The sequence below is a fragment of the Thiothrix litoralis genome (assembly GCF_017901135.1).
In the GTDB taxonomy this organism is placed as follows: Bacteria; Pseudomonadota; Gammaproteobacteria; order Thiotrichales; family Thiotrichaceae; genus Thiothrix; species Thiothrix litoralis.
The window spans coordinates 2,936,516-2,952,434 of record NZ_CP072801.1 but is presented as its reverse complement, the minus strand read 5'-3'; the positions used below and the strand labels follow the sequence as shown (position 1 = coordinate 2,952,434).

General features: G+C 53.0%; 19 protein-coding genes. 10 read left to right on the top strand and 9 right to left on the bottom strand.

Annotated features, from left to right (window positions below; all coding sequences use genetic code 11):
* Positions 1–109: 109 nt before the first annotated feature.
* The 4 genes from J9253_RS14260 to J9253_RS14245 all read right to left on the bottom strand — a co-directional run bounded on the left by J9253_RS14260 (position 110) and on the right by J9253_RS14245 (position 2,565).
* Entirely contained in the window at positions 110–973 is an 864-nt protein-coding gene (locus J9253_RS14260; protein WP_210221586.1) for a metallophosphoesterase, read from the bottom strand.
* 24 nt (positions 974–997) lie between these two features.
* On the bottom strand, positions 998–1,612 hold the full coding sequence (locus J9253_RS14255) for an NAD(P)H-dependent oxidoreductase (RefSeq protein WP_210221585.1): 615 nt from the start codon (positions 1,610–1,612) through the stop codon (positions 998–1,000).
* A 71-nt stretch (positions 1,613–1,683) separates the two neighbouring features.
* Positions 1,684–2,148 (bottom strand): sulfur carrier protein DsrE2, encoded by a 465-nt coding sequence (dsrE2, locus tag J9253_RS14250; RefSeq protein WP_210221584.1) that lies wholly within the window; start codon positions 2,146–2,148, stop codon positions 1,684–1,686.
* Positions 2,149–2,232: 84 nt separating this feature from the next.
* Positions 2,233–2,565, bottom strand: coding sequence for a rhodanese-like domain-containing protein (locus J9253_RS14245; RefSeq protein ID WP_028488804.1), 333 nt, complete (start codon positions 2,563–2,565; stop codon positions 2,233–2,235).
* Positions 2,566–2,832: 267 nt separating this feature from the next.
* Here J9253_RS14245 and speA point away from each other — a divergent pair, with 267 nt between their 5' ends.
* From speA to J9253_RS14210, 7 genes are all read left to right on the top strand, one after another.
* On the top strand, positions 2,833–4,734 hold the full coding sequence (speA, locus tag J9253_RS14240) for a biosynthetic arginine decarboxylase (protein WP_210221583.1): 1,902 nt from the start codon (positions 2,833–2,835) through the stop codon (positions 4,732–4,734).
* Between the two features lie 22 nt (positions 4,735–4,756).
* The gene (locus tag J9253_RS14235; RefSeq protein ID WP_210221582.1) at positions 4,757–5,419 is read left to right on the top strand and encodes a hypothetical protein; all 663 of its coding nucleotides are present in this window, start codon (positions 4,757–4,759) and stop codon (positions 5,417–5,419) included.
* Positions 5,420–5,422: 3 nt separating this feature from the next.
* Positions 5,423–5,671, top strand: coding sequence for a YcgL domain-containing protein (locus J9253_RS14230; protein WP_210221581.1), 249 nt, complete (start codon positions 5,423–5,425; stop codon positions 5,669–5,671).
* Between the two features lie 33 nt (positions 5,672–5,704).
* Positions 5,705–7,126: a glutamate--cysteine ligase family protein gene (locus tag J9253_RS14225; protein ID WP_210221580.1), complete on the top strand. Its 1,422-nt coding sequence runs from the start codon at positions 5,705–5,707 to the stop codon at positions 7,124–7,126.
* A gap of 12 nt (positions 7,127–7,138) precedes the next feature.
* Positions 7,139–8,164: a M14 family metallopeptidase gene (locus tag J9253_RS14220; RefSeq protein ID WP_210221579.1), complete on the top strand. Its 1,026-nt coding sequence runs from the start codon at positions 7,139–7,141 to the stop codon at positions 8,162–8,164.
* Positions 8,165–8,344: 180 nt separating this feature from the next.
* Complete coding sequence (locus J9253_RS14215; protein ID WP_210221578.1) at positions 8,345–9,472, top strand: RNA-guided endonuclease InsQ/TnpB family protein; 1,128 nt, start codon at positions 8,345–8,347, stop codon at positions 9,470–9,472.
* 111 nt (positions 9,473–9,583) lie between these two features.
* Positions 9,584–10,735: an RNA-guided endonuclease InsQ/TnpB family protein gene (locus J9253_RS14210; RefSeq protein WP_210221241.1), complete on the top strand. Its 1,152-nt coding sequence runs from the start codon at positions 9,584–9,586 to the stop codon at positions 10,733–10,735.
* Position 10,736: 1 nt separating this feature from the next.
* Here the strand turns inward: J9253_RS14210 and J9253_RS14205 are convergent, their stop codons facing one another.
* Positions 10,737–11,042 (bottom strand): type II toxin-antitoxin system Phd/YefM family antitoxin, encoded by a 306-nt coding sequence (locus J9253_RS14205; RefSeq protein ID WP_210221577.1) that lies wholly within the window; start codon positions 11,040–11,042, stop codon positions 10,737–10,739.
* A 192-nt stretch (positions 11,043–11,234) separates the two neighbouring features.
* On the opposite strand from J9253_RS14205, the gene J9253_RS14200 reads away from it, so the two are divergent.
* From J9253_RS14200 to J9253_RS14190, 3 genes are all read left to right on the top strand, one after another.
* Complete coding sequence (locus J9253_RS14200; protein ID WP_210221576.1) at positions 11,235–12,050, top strand: DUF2189 domain-containing protein; 816 nt, start codon at positions 11,235–11,237, stop codon at positions 12,048–12,050.
* A 110-nt stretch (positions 12,051–12,160) separates the two neighbouring features.
* Complete coding sequence (locus J9253_RS14195) at positions 12,161–12,682, top strand: phosphatase PAP2 family protein (RefSeq protein ID WP_210221575.1); 522 nt, start codon at positions 12,161–12,163, stop codon at positions 12,680–12,682.
* Positions 12,683–12,684: 2 nt separating this feature from the next.
* Positions 12,685–13,062, top strand: coding sequence for a diacylglycerol kinase (locus J9253_RS14190; RefSeq protein WP_210221574.1), 378 nt, complete (start codon positions 12,685–12,687; stop codon positions 13,060–13,062).
* Between the two features lie 157 nt (positions 13,063–13,219).
* Here the strand turns inward: J9253_RS14190 and J9253_RS14185 are convergent, their stop codons facing one another.
* From J9253_RS14185 to J9253_RS14170, 4 genes are all read right to left on the bottom strand, one after another.
* Positions 13,220–13,387, bottom strand: a complete 168-nt coding sequence (locus J9253_RS14185) for a PIN domain-containing protein (protein ID WP_210221573.1) — start codon at positions 13,385–13,387, stop codon at positions 13,220–13,222.
* Positions 13,378–13,611 (bottom strand): type II toxin-antitoxin system VapB family antitoxin, encoded by a 234-nt coding sequence (vapB, locus tag J9253_RS14180; protein WP_210221572.1) that lies wholly within the window; start codon positions 13,609–13,611, stop codon positions 13,378–13,380. The genes J9253_RS14185 and vapB overlap by 10 nt, the downstream gene beginning before the upstream one ends.
* A 101-nt stretch (positions 13,612–13,712) precedes the next feature.
* Positions 13,713–15,050 (bottom strand): NADP-specific glutamate dehydrogenase, encoded by a 1,338-nt coding sequence (gene gdhA, locus J9253_RS14175; RefSeq protein WP_210221571.1) that lies wholly within the window; start codon positions 15,048–15,050, stop codon positions 13,713–13,715.
* Positions 15,051–15,064: 14 nt separating this feature from the next.
* The gene (locus J9253_RS14170; protein ID WP_210221570.1) at positions 15,065–15,898 is read right to left on the bottom strand and encodes a putative RNA methyltransferase; all 834 of its coding nucleotides are present in this window, start codon (positions 15,896–15,898) and stop codon (positions 15,065–15,067) included.
* Positions 15,899–15,919 lie beyond the last annotated feature (21 nt).

Here is a 15,919-nt window from a genome sequence, read left to right as displayed (position 1 = left end):
TGGGCTTACAGAAGGTCTTTATGTTGTGACGGGCAACCCCGACACCTTTTATATACAACACAGTTTACCCAACAGGCCGTGCGATTACCCAAGGCTTTCAGATAAAGCGTTATGCCGCTTGTGCATAGTAATCCCCTGATACCAAGGTAACATGGGTAATTTCTGGCGAGCAATTGCGGCGGATCGGTAGCCCCGTCGAGCCAATGCCCCGGCTGGTATACACCCAGGATTCATTCACCCGGTACAGCCCTTGCACGTATTTGCGCCCTAAATACGGTCGGATAAACGGCTTGCCCGGTTTTAGCTGCACTTGCCCACCGTGAGTATGCCCGGACAATTGCAGGGAAATCCGTTCATCATTCGCATACCAGTCGATCATGTCCGGTTCGTGTGCTAGCAAGACCACCGGCTTGTCACCGCGTAATTTGTCCAGTGTTGCCTTGATGTCCGGTTTGCCGAGCCAGCCATCGTCAATGCCTGCCAGATGGAAAACACCACCGTTATGCTGGAGGTCGAGTCCATCGTTACGCAAGACTGGAATGCCGTGCTTGGCGAAGGTTTCCTCAATCAACACCGGATCGGTCTTAATGTCATGGTTGCCCATCACCGCGAAAACCCCGTAGCGGGCATTCAAGCCGGCCAGCACTGGCACGAGGTCGAGGATGTCTTCGCCATCGTGCCACACGTAATCACCGGTCAGCACCACCAGATCGGGCTTGAGGGCATTGGTTTTTTCCACTGCCCGCTGGATGTGTTCCACCTGAGTGTAAGGCCGCAAATGCATGTCAGTAAGCTGCACAATGGTGAAACCTTCCAGTGCCAATGGCAGGTTTTTCACCGGGATTTCGACGAACTCTTCCACCAGCCAACGGATTTCGTTGGTACGCTCCGCGTGGCGATCGTCGTGGAAATAGTTCATGCGCCCGATGCGGTTCAGTACCCGCTGGGGTGTCATCGCCGCTGATTTCAACATGGTTGCTGCCTCGTCAATAAAGTATTACATACCATTACGGAAAGTATCCGTCGCGGTAATGCCAGACTCGCGCACACCTTTGAGAGCCGTTGCGTAAGCACTGAGGATTTCCCCGGCATACACGATACGCTCACGGAAATAACGGTCTGCGTCCGAGTTGTTTTTACTATTATCCGCATTGAGGACAGATTCCACATTGCGAACAATTAATTGTTCAGGGATGTAACAGATACGGTTATTTTTGTAACTGCTCATACGCAATTCGGCTACCGGGTAAGCACCACCATCCGAGGATGACACACCCACGATTAATGCAGGCTTATGTGCCAGTTCCCCCGCTCCCCACAGCAGGAAGAAATTTTTCAAACCCGACGGTACTTGCCCATGCCATTCCGGTGCAATGATGACAAAACCATCACTGGATGCCAATTTTTCCGATAAAGGGTTAAGTATGGTCTGCCATTTGGCCTCACCATTCCAGATACCTTCATCCCATAGGGGCAAAGGATTGCCTGCCAAGGAAAAGACTTCGGTTTCGGTTGCTTGTTGGTTATCCAACAGTGACTGGGCGATACATCGCGTGACTTTCTCGCTTTGGGAGTGTTCGCGGTGGCTGCCACTGATAAGCATGATTTTCATGGTGCAGTTCCTTAAAGTAAAAAGCCGGGGTATACCCGGCTTCTTGGTGACTGTCTAATAACCTTTGCGGATTAGATGAACAGGCAGATGTCAGATTCGCCCGCGAATTCGAAGAACATCGCAGCACCTGCGTATTCCACACCGTCGATAAACTCTTTGGGATCCATCTCGAACAGGTCAACAGTCATTTGGCAAGCGATGAATTTAACATCAGCTTCCTGACACAGTTCACGCAGTTCGCCCAGATCAGCAACGCCCTTGTCCGCCATTTTCTTTTTCATCATGGAGGTCATCATGCCTTGCATACCCGGCAGTGTCTGCAACAGGACTGGCATAGGCATAGGCATGGGCATACCGGGGTTGCCCAATGAGGTAACTTGCAGGTCAAGTTTCTTCTTCAACAACTGTAAGCCGTAGAAGGTAAAGAAAACCTGCACGTCATAACCAAGCGCAGCCGCTGTGGATGCCAGAATGAACGGAGGGTAGCCCCAATCCAACGTACCTTTAGTTGCGATGATCGCTAGCTTTTTGCTCATGTTCGATGTCTCATGATAAATTGTAACTCACAGGTCAGTAATGACCCACCTCTCTCGCCTACCAGTATAACAGAGTTCTCTTATTTAGGCAGCGTTCGGTAATACGACCTTCATACCTGCTTGATACCACGAGATAATCCCGCCACGTAGGTTGACCGCTTCGATGCCGGTGTTTTGTGACAGAAACATACATGCCTGAGCGGAACGCGCCCCGCTGCGGCAATAAAAAACGATGGTTTCATCTTTCGGTAGGTCATTCATGCGTAATGGCAGGGTATGCAAGGGCATGAACTCGGAATTTTCAATAATTCCCTGAGCCACTTCCGAAGCGGAACGCACATCAATCAGGCGGACTTTTTCGCCAGAATCCAACATTTTTTGCAAACCAGCGGCGTCAACTTCACGAATTCCAAACATAAACGACCTTGCATCCCAATAAATATTAAAGCTTACTTATATTCTAATGGAGAGGGGGGCAGTGTCAAGTTTTGCACAAAAATTAATACTACCAATCCTCACTCATCAGCTTTTCACCCAGTGTTTCAATAACACAGTTGCTTCACCCGCAAGAGGGCTGGAAACAGGTTTTAAGGCATCCTCTCCGGGAGGGCGGATGTCAATTGGGCAACTTTTCTAGTATTCTGCACAGCTTGAAACCATGCCATTCACGCCAGCAGGAATACCATGTACACCGATAAGACCTGGAATCTTGAAACCGCCCGCCATCTGTACAGCATCCAGCATTGGGGTGATGGCTATTTTGACGTGAATGCGGCGGGGAGTGTTGCCATGTGCGTCCCCGGCAATCCGGCGCAACAGGTCGATTTGCACGCGCTGGCAATGCGCGTCCATCAGGAAGACGGAATGCGTTTTCCGTTACTGGTGCGTTTCGTCAATGTGTTGCATGACCGGGTACAGCGTTTGCAAGGTGCATTCAACCAGGCGATTGCCGATTGCGGGCAAAGTAGCCATTACACCGCGATTTACCCCATCAAGGTTAACCAGCAGCGCAGTGTGGTGCAGGAAATCCTCAAAGGCGGCGGCGAACAGGTCGGCCTCGAAGCAGGCAGCAAGCCCGAACTCATGGCGGTGCTGGGTTCTGCCCCGGCGGGCAGTACCATCATTTGCAACGGCTACAAAGACCGCGAATACCTGCGCCTCGCCTTGATCGGGCGGCAAATGGGGCATCGCATTTTCATCGTCATTGAAAAGCCTTCTGAATTGCCGGAAACGCTGGAAGAGGCCGCTAAACTCGGCATCGAACCGCTGCTCGGCATCCGCGTGCGCTTGTATTCCCTTGGCAAAGGCAAGTGGCAAAATACCGGCGGTGAAAAGTCCAAATTCGGCCTGTCTGCCGCGCAATCCCTGCACATGATTGAGCAATTGCAAGCGTCGGGGAAACTCGATTGCCTGCAATTGCTGCATTTCCACATGGGGTCGCAGATCGCCAATATTCAGGACATCCAGCGCGGAATGCGTGAAGCCAGCCGCTATTTCGCCGAACTGCACCGCTTGGGCGCAAATATCCGCGTGGTCGACGTGGGTGGTGGTTTAGGGGTCGATTATGACGGTTCGCGTTCGCGCAATGATTGTTCCATCAATTACAGCTTGCAGGAATACGCCAATACCATCGTGCGTAGCGTGCAGGATGTGTGTGAGGAATATGCGTTGCCGTTCCCCGATTTCATTTCAGAATCCGGGCGTGGCCTGACGGCGCATCACGCGGTGCTAATCACCAATGTCATCGACACCGACCCGGAACAGCCGGAAACCTTGCCGGAACTGCGCGAACCGGAGGATGCTGATCCGATGATCCTGCACAACCTGTTCCGCCTGTACCATAACCGCAAGCAGTTGCCGCCCTCGGAAATCTACCACGATGCCGCGTATTGGTTGGACGATGCCCACGGCATGTACGCCCACGGCTCCATCGACCTGAATCAGCGGGCGCGGGCGGAAGAGTTTCACCGTGCGATTTGCCGCAAACTCCTCAGCCAGCCGGAGCTGTTTGAGGCGCTGGAAGCTGAAATCCAGAGCGGCTTGCAGGAAAAACTGGCGGACAAGTATTTCTGCAATTTCTCGCTGTTCCAGTCGATGCCGGATGCGTGGGCGATTGAGCAGATTTTCCCGATCATGCCCTTGCACCGCTTACAGGAATGCCCAGATCGGCGCGTGACCTTGCAGGATTTGACTTGTGATTCGGATGGCACCGTCTCGCATTATGTGGAAAGCGGGCGGCTGGAAAGCACTTTGCCGCTGCATTCGCTGCAAAAAGGTCAGCCGTATTTGCTGGGTATTTTCATGGTGGGGGCATATCAGGAAATCCTCGGCGACTTGCACAACCTGTTCGGTGACACCGATTCGATCAACGTGGAATTGTTGCCGGATGGCAATTACCGCTTGTCAGAACCGGAACGTGGCGACACTATTGATGAGTTGTTACGCTATGTGCATTTTGAGCCGAAAGACTTGCTGGCGCAGTGCCGCCGTAAATTGGCTGCGGCTGTTACTAATCCCGAACGTCAAAAAATGTTATTGCGTGAAATAGAAGCGGGCTTGATCGGTTATACTTACTTAGAAGATTAATTCGAATTAAAATGGGGACTACATGGAATACTTATTATTGGGCGTTTTGTTATTAGGCGTGGTGCTGTTTGTGCTGGGCTGGTTGGTTATGGCAGGCATTTGTTTTCAGCGCCACCCAGTGACGGGCTTTATTGCGTTAATACCGGGGGTTAATATGCTGACATTGCCTGCGATGTGGCATCGGGTTTCCGCTTGGGTGATCACCAGTGTGATGGGTTTGTTACTGGCGAGTGTGGCGTGGTTTGCGGGTGCGAATACGCAAGTGTATAGCCGGGCGCACGCGATAGGCTTAAATGTTGCCGCACCCCCCGCCTCTTTGGCAGATGCCGCCACCCAACAGCCACCCGTGGCGACGCATACCATTGATATTCCCTCAGAGGCACGTACTGCTGCACCGCCACCGACTCCGGTCGATGTGTTGGCAGGTGCTAAAACACTGCCTACTGCTGCCCTGTATCATGTGGTGTTCAAACCCATTGAAGTGAGTGAGCTGACTGACAAGACAGGCCAATACGTGCGCATTACCCAGAAAGACGGGCGCGAACATGAGGGTAAACTCATGAGTGTATCGGGCAGTGACATAGGCTTGGAGGAACGTCAGGGTGGCGGTTCCACCATCCGTACCATCAGGCTGTCTGAGATTCACGCTGCTGCGCTCATGACTCACGAGCAAGCTAAGGAGTAGCCTATGCAATGCTATGTTTACCGCAGTCGGCGCAAGCCCGGTTCGTTTCTGTTCCTGCCGGAAAAGGACCATTTCGAGCGTGTGCCTGAGGTGTTGATGACGATTTTTGGCGTACCAGAGTTCTCGTTCGATTTCGAGCTGACAGAGCAACGCAAACTGGTGTTGAAGCTGGAAGCACACGAAATCCGCCGGGTGATACAGGAAAATGGCTTTTTCTTGCAACTTCCCCCCAACGAAGAGCAACACTGCTGATTGAGGGTCACGGGAGGTCACGGGAGGTGACGGATGGGTCAGGAGATAACAAGCGACCATTTCAGTCCTGAAGACTGGCACGAATACGCCCAGCGGCTGGAGGCAGAAACCCGCTTGCTGCGCGAGAGCCTGGAGGCCGGGAAATTTTCCAGCCAAGCTGCCGTCGGCGGTTTTGAGCTGGAAGGTTGGCTGGTTGACCCGACGTTTCGCCCCATGCCCTGCAATGCTGCCTTCCTGCACGCCTTGAATAATCCGCTGGCCACTACCGAGCTGGCGCAATTTAATATTGAGCTGAATACCCCGCCGCGCCCACTGAACACCACTGCCCTTGGCGATTTTGACAGCGCCTTGCAGCGTTTGCTGGAACAGGCTTACGCCGCCGCTGGCAGGGTCGGGGCGCAACTGGTGCTGATCGGCACATTGCCGAGCACGCTGCAAAGCGATTTCTGTCTGGAAACCATGACCGCTTCCAACCGCTACCGTGTGTTGAATGCTGAAGTTCTCAAGGCGCGTCAGGGGCGTCCGCTGCGTCTGGAAATTGACGGCGAAGAGTCGCTGCATATCCAGCATGACAGCGTCATGCTGGAAGCGGCGGCGACTTCGTTTCAGGTGCACCTGCAAGTGCCAGCCAGTACTGCGCACCATTTCTACAATGCCGCCATCATTGCCTCTGCACCCATTATGGCAGTGACGGGCAATTCACCGTTTCTGTTCGGGAAAACCTTGTGGCAGGAAACCCGCATCCCGGTGTTTGAGCAGGCGGTGAATACAGGGCGTGATTCTCCGGCGCGAGTCAGCTTTGGTTCCGGGTTTGTCGATAAGAGCATCGCCGAATGTTTCGAGGAAAACCGCGACATTTACCCGCTGCTGTTGCCCGCCTTGCAAACCTCGCCGCCGGAACGCTTTGCCCACTTGCGGCTGCATAATGGCGTGACTTGGCGCTGGAATCGCCCGCTGGTTGGGTTTGATGCCGATGGTACGCCGCATATCCGCATCGAACACCGCATCTTACCCGCAGGCCCTAGCGTGCCCGATATGCTGGCGAATGCTGCGCTGTTTTACGGCCTGACCCAGTATCTGGGGGCGCTGTTGTGTGCGGGCGAACCCCTGCCGATGGCGTTTGCCACTGCCCGCGAAAACTTCTACACCGCCGCCCGGCTGGGTTTGGCAGCACCCTTGCGTTGGCAACGCCAGGAATGGGAGGTGCCAGCGCTGCTGCTGGATGGATTATTACCGCAAGCCGCCGCCGGGTTGGAACAACTGGGGATAGCCGAGGCTGACATCCGCCATTACCTCGGCATTATTGCGGCGCGTATTGAAGGCGGTCAAACCGGCGCAGTGTGGCAGCAACGTTATCAGCAACGTTGCCAAGGCGGCTTTTACGAATTGTTGCAGGCTTACACTGGCTGGCAACGCACCCATACCCCTGTGCATACCTGGACACTGGACTGTTGAGAACCCTAAACCATGTTGAAACTGACTGAACTGACGACCCTTCCGGCAGGATTTTTCGCGCTGCAAAGCCCGCGTGAACTGCACACCCTGATGCCGAACCCGACCCTGTTACATCTGGAAGGCAGGCGGGAACCGCGCCTGTTCGTGTCCGTGCTGTTGCATGGCAATGAGGACACCGGCTTTTTCGCCATCCAGCAATTACTGCGCAAGTATCAGGAGCAGCCCTTGCCGCGTGGGCTGTCGGTGTTTTTCGGCAATATTGACGCCGCCAAGGCAGGGATGCGACGGCTGGACGGTCAGCCCGATTACAACCGGGTATGGCCGGGTGAAGAGGTGGCAGATTGCGCGGAAAGCCGTCTGATGGCGCAAGTCACCGACATTATGGCTAGCCGGAGCCTGTTTGCCAGCATCGACGTACACAATAATACCGGCAAAAACCCGCATTACGGCTGCATCAATGTGCTGGATAACCGTGCCCTGCAACTGGCGCGGCTGTTTTCCAATATTGTGGTATTTTTTGAAACCCCGCGTGGGGTGCAGTCGATGGCAATGGCAAAGTATTGCCCGGCAGTGACGGTGGAATGCGGCAAGCCGGGCGTGGCGCACGGGGTCGAGCATGTGCTGGAGTTTCTGGATGCCGCGCTGCATTTACAGGAAATTCCCGACCATCCCTTACCCGCGCACGATGTGAATATTTACCAGACCGTGGCGCAAGTGACAGTGCCTGCGGAATACCGTTTCAGTTTCAGCGATATTAGCGCAGATATTCTGCTGCTGCCTGCGCTTGACCGTTACAACTTCTCGGAATTGCCCGCCGGAACGGCATTCGCCACCAGTGACCACCCTGATGCCAACCTGCAAGCGTGGGATGATGAGGGCATGGCGGTGAGTGAACATTTCTTCTTCCGCTATGAGGATGAAATCCGCCTGAAACAGCCGCTCATGCCCGCCATGCTGACGCTGGATGAAACTGTGATCCGTCAGGATTGCTTGTGTTATTTGATGAAACGTCTGCTTCTGGAGGGACAACAACCATAACGGTTAAGCCGCATCTCCCCTCAGCCGTTGATCAGGTTGCGCGGCAAACCCCGTCCTTCAGGTCGGGGAGGATAGCGCGGGTGGCGAAGCCGCCCTATGTTCGGTAGTTTTGTCGGATAATCCGCGCAGTTTAACGCAGAATACCCACTCAAGCCGCTCTTGTTTAGCTACACTCCGAAGATGCAACGACTACAAGCCTTCAAATACGAACTTATGCCCAATGGTGAGACGCAGCGTCATCTGCGCCGTTACGCGGGATCGTGTCGCTTCGTGTACAACAGGGCGTTAGCGTTGCAGCAAGCCAATCATGAAGCGGGTGAACAATTCATCGGTTACGTCGCAATGGCCAAGCACCTGACCGCATGGCGCAACGGTGTGGAAACCCCGTGGCTGAAAGATTCCCCTGTCCATCCCCTGCAACACGCGCTCAAAGATCTCGACAAGGCTTACCAAAACTTTTTCGCCAAACGTGCCGACTTCCCCCGTTTCAAGCGCAAAGGCAGCGGTGACAGTTTCCGTTACCCCGACCCCAAACAAATCAAGCTCGACCCAGGCAATAGCCGAATTTTTCTGCCAAAACTCGGCTGGATACGCTACCGCAATAGCCGCGATGTGTTGGGAGAACTACGCAATGTCACGGTTTCCAGCAAAGGCGGCAAATGGTTTGTCAGCATCCAAACTCAGCGGGAAGTGGAATTGCCAGCCACACCCGCGACCACTGCTATCGGTATCGACCTTGGCATAGCCCGTTTTGCGACGCTCTCCGATGGCACATGGATGGAATCGCGTAACAGCTTCAAGAGCAAACAAGCCACACTCGCCAAATACCAACGGCGCATGGCGCACAAACAAAAGTTCAGCAACAACTGGAAAAAAGCCCAAGTTAAAGTTCAAAAAATTCACACGCAAATCGCCAACGCCCGCCGCGATTTCCTGCACAAGGCGACGACCACGCTCAGCCAAAACCACGCGCTCGTGTTCATCGAAGATTTGCAGGTACGGAATATGTCCAAGTCAGCGGCAGGCACAGCGGAAAACCCCGGTAACAACGTTGCCCAGAAATCTGGCTTAAACAAAGCCATTCTCGACCAAGGCTGGGGTGAATTTCGACGGCAACTCGACTACAAGATGGCATGGAAAGGCGGCATGTTGTTCACTGTGCCACCGCATTACACCAGTCAGGAATGCCCCGAATGTCACCATGTAGCGGCGGACAATCGTCAGACGCAAGCGCGGTTTGTGTGCGTGAAATGCCACTATGAAAATCATGCCGATCATCAGTCGTGCGCGAGATACCCCTGCCTTTAGGCATGGGGAGGGATAGCGCGTCGGCGACAGCCGACCCTCTTCTCGCTCCTCCGTTTGGTTTGCTATCTTCGGTTGTTGACTCTTCACGAAATATACGATATTTTGTGAATAATGAAAACTAAACGCGCCTACCAATTCCGATTCTACCCAGACCCACAACAAGAAACGTTGCTGGCTCAGACGTTCGGTTGTGTGCGCTACGTTTACAACAGCATCTTGCGTTACCGCACGGATGCCTACTATCAGGCTCAGGAAAAAGTTGGGTACACGAAAGCGAGTTCCCAACTGACTGCCATCAAAAAACTGCCTGAAGCTACTTTCCTGAACGACGTTTCCAGTGTTCCGCTGCAACAATGCTTGAGGAATCAGCAAACGGCGTTCAAAAACTTCTTTGAAGGTCGGGCAAAATACCCTGTCTTCAAATCTAAAAAGCACCGCCAATCGGCTGAATTCACGTACCGCGCGTTCAGCTACCGTGACGGTGAATTGAAACTGGCGAAGTGCGATAAACCGCTGAATATCAAGTGGAGTCAGGCACTTCCGGCTGACCCCACCACGGTTACTGTTTCCAAAGATCAGGCCGGACGCTATTTTGTGTCTTGCTTGTGTGAATTTGAACCCACGCTGTTGCCCGTCACCGATAAAAAGGCAGGCATTGACGTGGGCATCAAGGATTTGTTCGTTACCTCTGACGGTTTTAAATCCGGTAATCCCCGCCACACCGCACAACACGCGGCTAAACTCGCGAAGTACCAACGCCGTCTTGCCAAGAAGACACTCGGCAGCAAGAACCGGTTGAAAGCTAAACGCAAGGTCGCCCGTGTTCACGCGAAAATTTCCGATGACCGTTCGGACAACTTGCACAAGTTGTCCCGCAAACTGATTAACGAGAACCAAGTGGTTTGTGCTGAAAACCTCGCCGTGAAGAACATGATTAAGAACCCAACGTTAGCCAAGCACATTGCGGATGCAAGTTGGGGTGAGTTCACTCGCCAGCTTGCGTACAAAGCTGGCTGGTACGGGAGGACATACGTTGAGATAGGGAGATTCTTCCCGTCCACTAAACGCTGTTCCTGCTGTGGGTTCGTGAAAGAAAACATGCCGCTGGACGTGCGATCGTGGGAGTGCCCCGAATGCGGCACAACCCACGACCGTGACGTGAATGCAGCACGTAACATTTTAGCCGCCGGGCTGGCGGTGTTAGCCTTTGGAGAGAATGTTAGTGGCGATGGCATTTCGGTGTCGTCGTCCTGTTCTCGGTGAATTAGGAATCCCCCGGCTTTAGCCGTGGGGAGTAGTCAACCAGTATGTTCTCAGTCAGTCCGCTTTGCTCTGCTTCGCTGCGTAGAGCCTCTAGTGAAGCCAATAATTGATGGCGTTCTTGCTGCATAGCCTCTGCCCGTTTGCGTAGAAGAAATGCCTCCCCCCCCAGCATCTCAAAATCTCGAATGGATAACAGCACGGCTGTTTCACGGTTGTTACGGGTGATTTTAACTGCTTCACCCTGCCAAACTCGGTCAAGTACAGAACCCAACTGATTGCTGGCTTGGCGTGCGCCAATGGATTGCATGGCAAATCTCCTGTTACATAGTCGCTGACCGAAAAAGCCTTCCTGCCGCCACGAGTGCCCAATTTTAGAAAAAATTTTCCGTATTTCTACAAGGGTTTGTTGTAGTTGAGAATGTTCTGCACTAAATTAAGCTCAATCCCTAGTAAAATACTAGGGTATTATAAAGTCAAGCGTTCTCAAAGGAGGTTTATCATGACACAGATCGCCAGTAAATCGGCTAGCGTTTCTACCGCTCCTCATGCCGAACAATTATTCACAAGTTACCCCGTCCAACACGTTGAACCTGCTGCGATTATGCGTTGGTTGCGGCAAGGCTGGGCAGATATTAAAGCGAACCCCTCCGCCAGTTTAACTTACGGGATTATCTTTGCCTTAGTCGGCATCCTCATGAGCATGGTTTCAGCCGCTAATCCAGCGTTTTTTGTGGCGGCCAGCACCGGCTTTTTGCTGGTAGGCCCTTTCCTTGCCTTAGGCTTGTATGGCTTGAGTCGTCAACTGGAGCAAGGGCAAACCCCGCGTTTCTGGTCATCCCTCAGCAGTATCCAGGAAAACGCTATCAGCCTTGGGCTATATGCCGTGATACTGGGGATGATAATGGTCTTTTGGGTACGCTTATCCGCCGTCATCACGGGTATTTTCTTTAATCAAATGTCCGTCGATATAGAAGGTTACGCCGGTTTATGGAATGCCTTAGTCACCATGGAACAGGGCTGGATGTTTATTCTGGCTTTCTTCAGCATCGGGCTATTGTTTGCGTTATTTGCGTTCATGACAGGTGTGGTGACAGCCCCCATGTTACTGGAACGTAAAGTTGATATTGTGACAGCGGCGGCTACCAGTATCCGTGCCGTACAGAAAAACCCCTTAACCATGCTGTTGTGGGCGCTCACCATTACGGTTGTGATTGGCTTGGGGATTGCGACCTTTGATCTCGGCTTGATCATTGCGATGCCTTTGATTGCCCATGCGAGTTGGCACGCTTACCGCGATATGGTGAAGGATGCATAAACGACCGCACTGACTCCCCCCTTGTATCACACACGCCCCCTACCATGAAATACGACTTAATGCGGTATTTTCGGTAGGGGGTTCTTCTCTGGATTGGCAGGAAACATAACATGCTAAACGTCTTGGATAGCCATATATTGACTATTTTCAACGGTTTGCGCACCCCCTACCTTGATCATTTTTTCGCATCGGTTACTTGGCTGGGGTCGCTGTGGTTGTTAGTGCCGCTGAGTGTGTTGAGTGTTATCGTGATCTGGCGTTTAGGATACGCCCCGGCGCTCATGTATTTGCCTGCGGCCTTACTGCTGGCAAGTGCGTTGGCTTTTGCGCTCAAAGCGTGGTTTCAGCGTCCACGCCCGGCGTTGTTTGATCCCTTGACCGCTCTACCAATGGATTCGGCATTTCCCAGTGCACATTCAGCGCAGGCCGCTGCCTTTTTTGTGGCACTGTGGCTGTTGTTACCGCCGACGCTGCGAATCGGTGGCGGCATTATCTTAGCGGGTGTTGTGATCACAGTGATGATGTCCAGGCTGTATTTACAAGTGCATTGGCCGAGTGATGTGCTGGTCGGCGCACTGCTGGGGATTGCTTCTGCGTTGTTATTACGTGTTATGTTTTTGCCAAAGGTTTAGCCATGAAAAATAAGTTCCTCGGTACTGGAGATGCGGGTTATCACCCCTTGCGAAAATTCCGCACCGTGCTATCCGGTTTGAGTTACGCGGTCAAATACGATTTCAGTGTCACCTACAAACTCGTGCTGTCGATCATTGTACTCATCGTGGCATTTGCCTTCAGGGGTTGGGTGGATTTCCTCATGGTATTGGTAGCCACCACCTTGGTGCTCATGGCGGAACTGTTCAACAGTGCAATTGAAGCAATCTGCGACTTTGTCGAAGATAAGCACAATGAAAAAATCAAAGTCATTAAAGACATCGCTGCGGCGGCGGTCGGCGTATCTATATTGTTATGGGTAATCGTGATCGGGATGGAACTCTGGAGCATGATTAATTGATGAATGCACCTGAGTTCGAGATACCTGACACGCTCACCCAGAATATCCGCCACTTTCTATTCGGACGCTCCAGATTAGTATAAGGCTTATCAGGAAAAGCCATCAGCAGCTCCAGTCTTCGACAGTAAGACCGGGGACACGCTCGAATTCCCGTAGGTTATTTGTTAGTCGCACCGAAACGCATTTCTGCATAGGTAATCGCGGAAATGACCACCTGATCATGCTGATCACGGGCTTGTTGTAAACGCTGTAATACCTGCAAAGGCTGTTCGCGCTGGATAAAACTGCAAATACAGGTATCCAGCATGTAAGTTTTCAGAGCCATTCAAAGCGCCCTTCATCGCTCATCACATCGGGGCGTTCCACGAGAAAATCATCATCCGCCTTATCCAGTTCGGCGAATGAAAGCCAATCCGGGCGGGTCGGGCGCAAAATCAGCGAATCCCCTTCACGAAAAATTTCCAGCTCTTTGAGGTTGGAAAATTCCATATCTTTAGGGATACGCACGGCTTGATTGTTGCCGTTGGCAAAGATGGATACAGTTCGCATGGGCAGTACTCCTAAACGAATAACATATGCTTAGCATAGGTTCACTCCGCAAGGATTTCAAGGGGATTCTTTAAGAGGTGTCCTGCTCCCAAACGCTGCTTTCAAATCACCCCTTGCGCCAACATGGCATCGGCTACTTTCAGAAAACCCGCAATATTCGCGCCCGCCTCGTAATTGCCTTGCTGACCATACGCGGCGGCGGTGTTGTAACAATCCTGATGGATCTTGATCATAATACCATGCAATCTAGCATCCACTTCTTCCCGCGACCAGTTCATGCGCAGCGCATTCTGGCTCATTTCTAGACCAGAGGTTGCCACGCCCCCGGCATTGGCGGCCTTGCCCGGCGCGAACAGGATATTGGCCGCCTGAAACTGTTGAATCGCCGTCGGGGTACTCGGCATATTGGCACCTTCAGCGACTAAGATGCAGCCGTTTGCCAACAAGGTGGCAGCATCCTCTGCATTGATTTCGTTCTGGGTGGCACAGGGAAACGCACAATCACACGGAATCATCCACGGGCGTTGCCCCGCGTAATACTCAACCTTGAACGCAGCCGCGTATTCACTGATGCGCCCACGTCGTACATTCTTAAGCGTCATCACCCATGCCAGTTTTTCGGCATCAATCCCCGCAGGGTCATGAATCACCCCAGATGAATCGGACAAGGTGACCACTCTGCCGCCGAGTTCGTTGATTTTTTCCACCGTATGTTGGGCGACATTGCCTGAGCCGGAGACAGCGCAGATTTTACCTTCCAAACTGACATGACGGGTATTGAGCATTTCCTGTGCGAAATAAGCCAAGCCATACCCAGTCGCTTGCGGACGAATCAGTGAGCCACCCCAGCCCACGCCCTTGCCCGTCAATACACCGCCAAATTCGTTGCGAATGCGGCGGTATTGCCCAAACAAAAAGCCAATTTCACGCAAACCCACCCCAATATCACCCGCAGGCACATCCGTATCCGCACCGATATGGCGTTGTAACTCGGTCATGAAGGACTGGCAAAAACGCATCACTTCCGCATCCGATTTGCCCTTGGGGTCGAAATCCGCGCCGCCTTTCCCTCCGCCCAATGGCAAGGTTGTCAGCGCATTCTTGAACACTTGTTCAAAACCCAGGAATTTCAAAATACCGGCATTGACGCTAGGGTGAAAACGCAAGCCGCCTTTGTAAGGGCCAATCGCGCTATTGAACTGGATGCGGAAACCGCGATTCACCTGCACCAGCCCGGCATCATCCACCCACGGCACCCGAAACAGAATTTGCCGCTCCGGCTCCACCAAGCGATGCAAAATACGTGCATCCCGCAAATCTTTACGCTGTTCCAGCACTGACTCCAATGATGCCAGCACTTCGCTAACCGCTTGATGAAACTCCGGTTCGCCAGCATTACGGCGCACCACCCCCTCGATCACATCCTGAATACTACTCATACTTCCCCCTAAGCCTATGACAATTTTTCCATCACGCTGACAGCAAAATCCACCGTCAACTCCAGCGTTTGCAAGCGTTGACAATGTGCCTGTTTTTCTGCACTCGCCGACCAATAATACGGCGTCATTTTGAGTAATGCCGCCACACTCGCCTGATCCGGCAAGCTCACAGCGTAACGCACAGGGATGAGCGTACCTTCGCGCATTCCGACAATCGGCGGCAAATCTTCCACCGTGTGCGGCTTGGGGTCATCGTAAATCAGGCGGCGTAATTCAAACAAATGCTGTGCCGCCGGGTAAGCCCATAAATACAGCCCGCCCGGTTTCAACACCCGCACAATCTCAGCCTCTGACGCTGGCGCAAACACGCGCACCAACACATCCACCGAGGCATCCGCCAAGGGCAAGTCAAAGCTGGACGCCACCGCAAACTGCATCGTCGGGTATTGTTTCGCTGCCAAGCGCATGGCCGCGCGTGAAATATCCGTGCCGAGAAACTGCGTCGTGTCACCGAGGTGCTGCGCCAGTTGGCTGAGGTAATAACCCTCCCCACAGCCCGCATCCAGCAGCGTCAGCGGCTGGGTGGTGTCAGGGAAATACCCGCGTATTGCTTGTGCCAAGCCTTGCGCCAACGGTGCATAAAAACCCTGTTGCAAGAAATGGCGGCGGCTTTCCAGCATTGCCTTGTTATCACCGGGATCGGCGGAGTGCTTGCGGTTGACCGGCAGCAGATTGACATAACCTTCCTTGGCCTGATCGAAACTGTGGCGATTGCTACAGGCAAAGCTGCGCCGCACCAAACTGAGGGGTGCGTGACACAGCGGGCAACGCCAAAAACCAGGATTCATGAGCTAGATCACCTCGTAATA